The 8,056-nt window shown below is 68.0% G+C and carries 7 protein-coding genes; 5 read left to right on the top strand and 2 right to left on the bottom strand.

Annotated elements, in window-relative coordinates:
* On the bottom strand, window positions 1–2,292 hold a 2,292-nt coding region (locus B3446_RS22350; RefSeq protein ID WP_291385096.1), incomplete at its 3' end, for an indolepyruvate ferredoxin oxidoreductase family protein.
* 112 nt (window positions 2,293–2,404) lie between these two features.
* Between B3446_RS22350 and B3446_RS22345 the strand changes: the two genes are divergently transcribed.
* A complete protein-coding gene (locus tag B3446_RS22345; protein WP_191579099.1) occupies window positions 2,405–3,310 on the top strand; it encodes a LysR family transcriptional regulator in 906 nt (301 codons plus the stop codon).
* Window positions 3,311–3,343: 33 nt separating this feature from the next.
* On the opposite strand, the gene B3446_RS22340 is transcribed toward B3446_RS22345, so the two are convergent.
* Complete coding sequence (locus B3446_RS22340) at window positions 3,344–4,252, bottom strand: LysR family transcriptional regulator (protein WP_175184716.1); 909 nt, start codon at window positions 4,250–4,252, stop codon at window positions 3,344–3,346.
* Window positions 4,253–4,375: 123 nt separating this feature from the next.
* On the opposite strand from B3446_RS22340, the gene B3446_RS22335 reads away from it, so the two are divergent.
* The 4 genes from B3446_RS22335 to B3446_RS22320 all read left to right on the top strand — a co-directional run.
* Window positions 4,376–4,978 (top strand): amino acid synthesis family protein, encoded by a 603-nt coding sequence (locus B3446_RS22335; protein WP_175122426.1) that lies wholly within the window; start codon window positions 4,376–4,378, stop codon window positions 4,976–4,978.
* Window positions 4,975–5,829, top strand: coding sequence for an alpha/beta fold hydrolase (locus B3446_RS22330; protein WP_291385092.1), 855 nt, complete (start codon window positions 4,975–4,977; stop codon window positions 5,827–5,829). The genes B3446_RS22335 and B3446_RS22330 overlap by 4 nt, the downstream gene beginning before the upstream one ends.
* 104 nt (window positions 5,830–5,933) lie before the next feature.
* Complete coding sequence (locus B3446_RS22325) at window positions 5,934–6,905, top strand: Bug family tripartite tricarboxylate transporter substrate binding protein (protein WP_291385090.1); 972 nt, start codon at window positions 5,934–5,936, stop codon at window positions 6,903–6,905.
* 179 nt (window positions 6,906–7,084) lie between these two features.
* The coding region (locus tag B3446_RS22320) for a sigma-54-dependent Fis family transcriptional regulator (RefSeq protein ID WP_291385088.1) at window positions 7,085–8,056 on the top strand (972 nt) is incomplete at its 3' end.

The raw sequence follows: 8,056 nt of genomic DNA, 5'->3' as shown, positions 1-8,056 counted from the left end.
CGCGGCCGCGCCGATCAGCGCGCCGACCGTCACCACACCCGTGCCGCCCACGCCGGCGACCACCACGCGATACGCGGCGCCCGGTGCGATATCGGCGCGCTCGGGCAGCGGGGCCTCGGGTAGCGCGGGCGCGCCGCCCTGCTTGCCGGGCTTGCGCGGCACCGCGCCTTCGGCCGTCACGAAGCTGGGGCAGAAGCCCTCCACGCACGAGAAGTCCTTGTTGCACGACGACTGGTTGATGCGCCGCTTCGTGCCCAGCGGCGTATCCAGCGGTTCGACCGACAGGCAGTTCGACTGCACCGAGCAATCGCCGCAGCCTTCGCAGACCGCTTCGTTGATGAAGGCGCGCTTGGCCGGGTCGGGATAATCCCCGCGCTTGCGGCGGCGGCGCTTCTCGGTGGCGCAGGTCTGGTCGTAGATCAGCACGGTGGCGCCGTCGATGTCGCGCAGCGCGCGCTGCACGTCGTCCAGCGCCTTGCGGTGGTGCACCTCGATGCCGGCCGGCAAGGTCAGCGCGCCCGTGTACTTGTCCGGCTCGTCCGTCACCACCACCGTCTTGACGACGCCTTCGGCCAGCATCTGCGCCGCGATCTGCGGCACGGTCAGCACACCGTCCACGGGCTGCCCGCCCGTCATGGCCACGGCGTCGTTGTAAAGGATCTTGTAGGTGATGCGCGCGCGGGCCGCGATGGCCGCGCGGATGGCGAGCAGACCCGAATGAAAATACGTGCCGTCGCCCAGGTTGGCAAAGATGTGGCGCTCGGACGTGAAGTCCTTCTGGCCCAGCCACGCCACGCCCTCCCCGCCCATCTGGCTGAAGGTGTCGGTATTGCGGTCCATCCACATCGCCATGTAATGGCAGCCGATGCCGGCGACCGCGCGCGATCCTTCCGGCACGCGGGTGGACGTGTTGTGCGGACAGCCGGAACAGAACCAGGGCTTGCGCTCTTCGACCAGCGTGGGACGGCTGGCCTCGCGCTCTTTGGCGTCGATCACGGCCAGGCGCGCCGCGATGCGGGCGCGCAGTGCGTCGGACAGATCGGCTTTTTCAAGGCGCGCGGCGATGGCGCGGGCGATCAGCGCGGGGGACAGCTCATAGCGCGCCGGCAGCAGCCATCCGCCGCGCGGCGTGGACCATTCGCCGCCGCCGTTTTCGCGTTCGTCAAACTTGCCATACACGCGCGGCCGTACGTCGTCGCGCCAGTTGTAGAGTTCTTCCTTCAGCGCGTATTCCAGGATCTGGCGCTTCTCCTCGACAACCAGAATTTCCTTTAGGCCGGTGGCGAATTCGCGCGCGTCCTGCGCATCCAGCGGCCAGATGCAGCCCACCTTCAGCACGCGGATGCCGGCCTGTGCACAGGCCGCTTCGTCCAGGCCCAGATCGTTCAATGCCTGGCGCACGTCCAGATAGGCCTTGCCGGCCGTCATGATGCCGAAGTGGGCATTGGGCGAATCCAGCACCACGCGGTTCAGCTTGTTGGCCCGCACGTAGGCCAGCGCCGCGTACCACTTGTGGTCCAGCAACCGCGCCTCCTGCGCCAGCGGCGAATCCGGCCAGCGGATGTTCAGGCCGCCTGGCGGCACACTGTCTTCAGGCAGCACGATCTGCACGCGCGACGGGTCCACGTCGACCGAGGCGCTGGATTCCACCACATCCGTCACGCATTTCATCGCCACCCACAGACCGGTGTGACGGCTCATGGCCCAGCCATGCAGGCCGTAGTCCAGGTACTCCTGCACGTTCGAGGGGTACAGCACAGGAATGCCGCTGGCGATCAGCACGTGTTCCGACTGGTGCGCCACCGACGACGACTTGGCGGCATGATCGTCGCCCGCCAGCATCAGCACCCCGCCATGGGCGGACGTGCCGGCCGAATTGGCGTGCTTGAGCACGTCCACCGACCTGTCCACACCCGGCCCCTTGCCGTACCACATGCCAAACACGCCATCGCGCTGCGCACCGGGGAACAGATTGAGCTGCTGCGATCCCCACACCGCGGTTGCCGCCAGGTCCTCGTTCAGGCCGGGCTGGAACACCACGTCGTTGGCCTTCAGATGGCGCTTGGCTTTCCACAGCGCCTGATCCAGACCGCCCAGCGGCGAGCCCCGGTAACCGGACACATAGCCTGCGGTATTCAAACCGGCCTGCTGGTCGCGCTGCTTCTGCATCAGCGGCAGGCGCACCAGCGCCTGCGTGCCGCTCAGGTAGACGCGGCCGGTGGGCTGCGCGTATTTGTCGTCCAGCGACAGGCCATGGGTGTCGGCCACGCCGGGAGGTAGAGGGGCGTTCATGGGGTTGTCTCCAGCAATCTGCGGTGCGGGCATTTACGTGTTTTCCGCAGTGTAGGAAGGCGCGCAGACATCGTATATTCATATATTCGACTAGCTGGTATGTGAAAAACACATGGCTAATGAAGTCACGCTTCGCCAACTCCGGTACTTCGCCGCCGCCGCCCGCACCGGGCGGTTTTCGATGGCGGCGGCCGACGAACACGTGTCCCAATCGGCCGTGACCAACGCCGTGCTGGCGCTGGAGGCGCAACTGGGCGTGCGCCTGTTCGACCGCCACGCGCACGGGGTGACGTTGACGCCCGAGGGCCACAACTTCCACCAGCGCGCGCGTGACGTGCTCGATTCGCTGGATGACGCGCTGCGCGAGCCAGGGTTTCAGCGGTATGCGTTGCGCGGGTCGGTGCGCATCGCGGCCTCGTATACGGTGCTGGGGTACTTTCTGCCCGATCTGCTGGCTCGGTTCCGGCGGCGCTATCCCGACGTAGTGCTGGATCTGGTCGACCTGGACCGCCCCGAGATCGAACAGGCCGTGACGAGTGGCGACGTGGAGCTGGGCGTGGCGCTGCTGTCCAACGTCGACAAACGCGAGCGCTTCGGCCATCACGTGCTGGTGCGGTCGCGGCGTCAGTTGTGGACGGCGGCCGGGCATCCGCTGACACAGGCCGCCGCGCCGTCGCTGGCCGACATTGCCCACTATCCGTACATCCTGCTGGAAATGGATGAGGGCGAACGATCCACGCTGGGCTACTGGCGCAGCCACGGCCTGCAGCCGGACATAGCTTTCAGGACGCGGTCGATGGAGGCGCTGCGGGGGCTGGTCGCGCATGGCTTTGGCGTCACGATGCTGTCGGATATGGTCTACCGGCCGTGGTCGCTCGAGGGCCGCAAGATCGAAGCGGTGCCCATCACCGACGCCGTGCCGCCCATGGAAGCCGGCCTGTTGTGGCATCCGCGCGCGGCCATGGCCAAGCCGGCCGAGGCCTTCCGGCAATTCATGATCTACGCGTGCGGAGGGTGACGCGGGTCCGCAACCCGGCTGACCGCGTTCCGCCTACACCAGCACCGCGCCCTTGCGGCGCGTGAACTGCGCCAGCGACCGCAGCGCCAGCGCGTGCATCGCGGCCACCGAGGGCAGCAGCGTCTCTTCCTTGCGCGTCAGCACGCCGACGATGCGCTCGACCACGGGCTCCACCAACGGCACGAAGGCCAGCCCACTGCCCGCCGCGGGCCGCGCCAGCACCGGCAGCACTGTCACGCCCAGGCCGCCCACCACGCTGGCCAACAGCGACGCGCGGTTGGACACCACGATCGCCGGGTCATCGATGCCGCTGCCGAGTTGACGATTCTTCAGCGTTTCGAAGGTGGCGTTGCCGATCAGGCGTTCATCCGCCAGCGACGCCCATGACACGGGTCCCCGCCGCCGCGCGAGCGGGTGGCTCTTCTTGCAGACCAGCCCAAAGGCGTCGCGCGCCACCGGGGTGAAGGCCACCTCGGCCGTGCGCGGGGATTGTCCAGCCACGCCCACCTGCACCTCTCCCGACAGCACCAGCCTATGCACCTCGGGCGACGTTTCATCCAGCGCGCGAATGCGGATGTCCGGATGGCTGCGTGCATAGCGTTCCAACAGGCGGGGCAGCCATTCGTCGGCCAGCGACGGCATGACGGCCAGCGCCACGGGCCCCTGGCTGCCCATGCCGAACTGCCGCGCCGCATCCAGCACGCGGTCATGCGTGGCCAGCAGCTCGCGGAACAACGGCGCCACCGACTGGCCCAGCGCGGTTAACTGGGCGCGCTTGCCGGGTTCGAAGAGCGGCGCGCCCAGCTGCTGCTCCAGATCCTGCATGGCGGCGGACACGGCCGCCTGCGACCGGAACGTGCCTTGCGCGGCGACCCGAAAACTGCCGTGGTCGGCGGCCATCAGGAACTGGCGCAGGTGCTGGATTTTCAGGGGCGTGGGCATGACATCGGCCGGATCGAATTCGGATTTTTTGAAGTTAGCTCACGTTAATTTGGATTGTCAAAAACGCGTTGCGAGTCGAACAATGGACTCGTCATTCATCCCCCAGCTTTCGGAGCAGCGCGTATGTCACTGCAAGTGCGCAAGGTAGTCAGTTACGTCGAGAAAACCCTCATCGAAGGCGGCCGCGCAGCCGAACGCCCGCTGGTGATGATCGTGGCCGCCGCCGTGATCCGCAATCCGTGGGCCGGCCTGCCGTTCCAGGAAGATCTGCGGCCCGGCATCCTGGAAGCCGCGCCGCCGCTGGGCGAACTCTTGGTCAGCGAGATCCTGCGTCAGGCCGGATCGGCGGACAACATCGAGGCCTACGGCAAGGCCGCCGTGGTGGGCACCGCCGGCGAGGTCGAACACGCGTCCGCGCTGATCCACACGCTGCGTTTCGGCAACTTCTACCGCAACGCGGTGGGCGGCACCAGCTATCTCAGCTTCACCAACATGCGCGGCGGCCCCGGCTGCGTGATCTCGGTGCCGCTGATGCACAAGCTGGACGAAGGCCTGCGCTCGCATTACCTGACGGTGCAGACCACCATCAACGACGCACCGGCGCCGGACGAGATCGTGATCGCGCTGGGCGCGGCCACCTCGGGCCGTCCGCATCACCGCATCGGCAACCGCTATTCGGACCTGAAGGAACTGGAACAGGAAGCGCAGGAGGCGCGCGCAAAATGAATACGCAACGGCGGCGCGCCGGCCGCGGCGAACCCCTGGTCCTCTTGCATGGCGTCGGCCTGGACCACACGCTGTGGGATGACCTTGTTCCTTTGCTGGAGCCGGATTTCGACGTGCTGCGCTATGACCTGCTGGGCCACGGCGCCGCGCCCGCGTTGCGCGGCCAGGCGGACATTCAGGACTTCATTGCGCAACTGGACGCGGAACTGGACGCCGTGGGCTGGCAACAGGCGACCGTGCTGGGTTATTCCATGGGCGGCCTCATCGCGGGCGCCTATGCGGCGGCCCGCCCCGAGCGCGTCGGCCGGCTGGTGCTGCTGAGCACCGTGTTTCGCCGCACGCAAGAAGAAGCCGCGGCGGTGCGCGCTCGGCTGGCGTCGGCCGCCACGCAGGACCCGCAGGAGGCCGCCAAGGTGTCCTTGACGCGCTGGTTCACGCCGGCGTTTCAAGCGGAGAGGCCCGCGCGCGTGGCGCAGATCGAACAGCGCCTGCTGGAGAACGACCGCGAAAGCTTCCTGTCCGCCTACGCGCTGTTCGCGCTGGGCGATCCGCTGCTGGCGCAGGCCGCACCGGACATTGCCTGCCCTGTGCTGGTCATGACGGGCGAGAACGATGTTGGCTCCAACCCGCGCATGACGCGGGAGCTGGCGCGCGCGCTGCCGCGGGCGTGCGCTCGCGTGGCGCCCGGACAGCGTCATATGCTGCCGGTAGAGGAACCCGGCACGGTGGCGGCCGCGCTGCGCAGCTTTGTGTCGGCGCATCCGGCGCAGGCGCAATCCATGCAGACGCAAGCCACGCTGACGAATTCAACACAGGCGGATTCAACGCCGACGCATTCCGCAAAGGCGTAGCCGACGACACCGCATCAACCGCAATCCCCAGAACCCGAAATCGTCCGCCCTGACAGAGACGATGCGCGACACCCCGCCACGATGCGGGGACGGAGACAAGACACATGGACCGCAGAACCCTCATCAAGACGCTGGCGGCAATGTCGCTGGCCCCGCTGGGCGCCACCGTCACCCGCCTGGCCGTCGCCCGCGAACAGCCCCTGCGCGTGATCGTGCCCTTCCCGCCGGGCGGCGGCACCGACGTGCTGGGCCGCGTCATCGCCGCGTCGCTGGAAGGCGCGCTGGAACGCTCGGTCATCGTCGAGAACAAACCCGGCGCCAGCGGCATGCTGGGCGCGGACTACACGGCCAATGGCGCCAAGGACGGCAGCATGCTGCTGTTCGCTGGCCTGGTACCGTCGGTGCGCTACTACGCCCGGCCGCCCGAAGAGGTGCTGAAACAGTTGGCCCCCGTCTGCCCCATCGCGCGTTCGCCTTACATGGTGGCGGTCAACAGCGACCTGCCGGCCAAGACGATCGCCGAACTGGTGGCGCAGGCGCGGCGCGAGCCCAAGGGGCTGACCTTCGGCACCCCGGGCAACGCGACGCCGCAGCACCTGGCCACCGAGCTGCTGCAGGCCGCGTGCGGGATGGAGATGCTGCACGTGCCGTATCGCGGCACCGGCCCGATGATGACCGACCTGCTGGGCGGCCAGATCCAGGTGGTGGTGGCCACCGTCGCCGCGGTCGAGCCCTACCTGAAGAGCGGCCGCCTGCGCGTGCTGGCCGTGACCAGCCCGGAGCGACTGCCCAAATACCCGGACATTCCCACTGTCGCCGAAAGCGGCTTTGCGGGATTTTCGGCGCAGATCCAGTTCGGCACCTATTGCGCGGCGGGAACGCCCGAGGCGACGGTTTCCGCCTTGAACCAGGGCATCAACCGCGCCCTGAAAACCGAGTCCGTGCACGCCAAGCTGGCTGAGCAAGGTTTCGAGCCCACCGGCGGCACGCCCGCGCAGTTGCAGGACGCGCTGCTCGCAGAGATCCGGGATGTCGCCGGCCTGGTGCAGTCGGGCAAGGTGCGGGTGGATCTGTAGGCGGTCGCAAGCCGACTTGAGGGCGGAATCAGGGCCGGATTGCAAGGCCGGATCTGGAGGCCCGGCGTGCCGTCTGCTGGGACCAACGGACTGCTGGATAACCAGCATTTACAGCGGCGTCTCCGCTTGGGCATGCTGCCCGTTGATCCGGCGCAGATCGGGCGAACCCTGGAGACGACATGCCCAGTCAGGAATCCCTGCACTCCGCCCATATCCGCGAAATCGAACAGGTCGGCCAGGGCCTGCCCACGCAGCGCGACGCGCATGTCGTGCGCAGCTGGTTGCGCTGCCTGGATCAGTACCGCCTCGACCCGTCCCACGCCTGCGAGGCCTACATCGTCCCGGACGGCCGCCTGCGTGAACACCGCCAGCAATCCGAAGCTCTGATCGCCATCGCCCGCAGCGGGCTGGATCACCTGTTCCGGCAGGTGGCCGGCCAGAACTACGTGCTGCTGCTGGCCGACCGGCAAGGCGTCACCGTGGAATTTCTGGGCGATGCCCAGCAGACCGCCCAACTGCGCAAGGCCGGGCTGTATCTGGGGTCGGAATGGTCGGAGCAGCGCGCCGGCACCTGCGCGGTTGGCGCCTGCCTGGAAACGGGCGAAGCGCTCACCATCCACCAGACCGATCACTTCGACAACACACACACGCCGCTGTCCTGCACCGCCGCGCCCATCTACAGCGCCGACGGCGAGCTGGCCGCCGTGCTGGACATCTCGCTGCTCAGTTCGCCCAGCCTGAAGGCCAGCCAGAATCTGGCGCTGCATCTGGTCAACAGCACCACGCGGCGCATCGAGCTCGCCAACCTGATGGCGCGCACGCGCAACGAATGGGTGCTGCGCTTTGCCCGCTCGCCAGAATTCCTGGATGTGGATCCGGAAGCCGCCATTTCGCTGGACGGGGCCGGCCGCGTGCTCGGCATGACGCATAGCGGCGCCAAGCTGCTGGCGCGCGCCGCGGGGCTGGACTGGCGCAATCCGCATGACCTGATCGGCCTGCCGGTGACGCGCTTTTTCGACGTGCAGCTGGACGATCTGCCGCAGTACACACGCGGTCGCGCGCCGCAGGACCGGCTGATCGTCGCGCGTGACGGCGACGCCCTCTTTGCCCACGCCATCGAACCCAACCGCCGCCCGCGCGGCGCCACCGTG

The sequence above is a fragment of the Achromobacter sp. UBA5777 genome (genome assembly GCF_002418565.1).
GTDB lineage: Bacteria > Pseudomonadota > Gammaproteobacteria > Burkholderiales > Burkholderiaceae_B > Achromobacter > Achromobacter animicus.
This window is presented reverse-complemented; position numbering and strand designations above follow the sequence as displayed.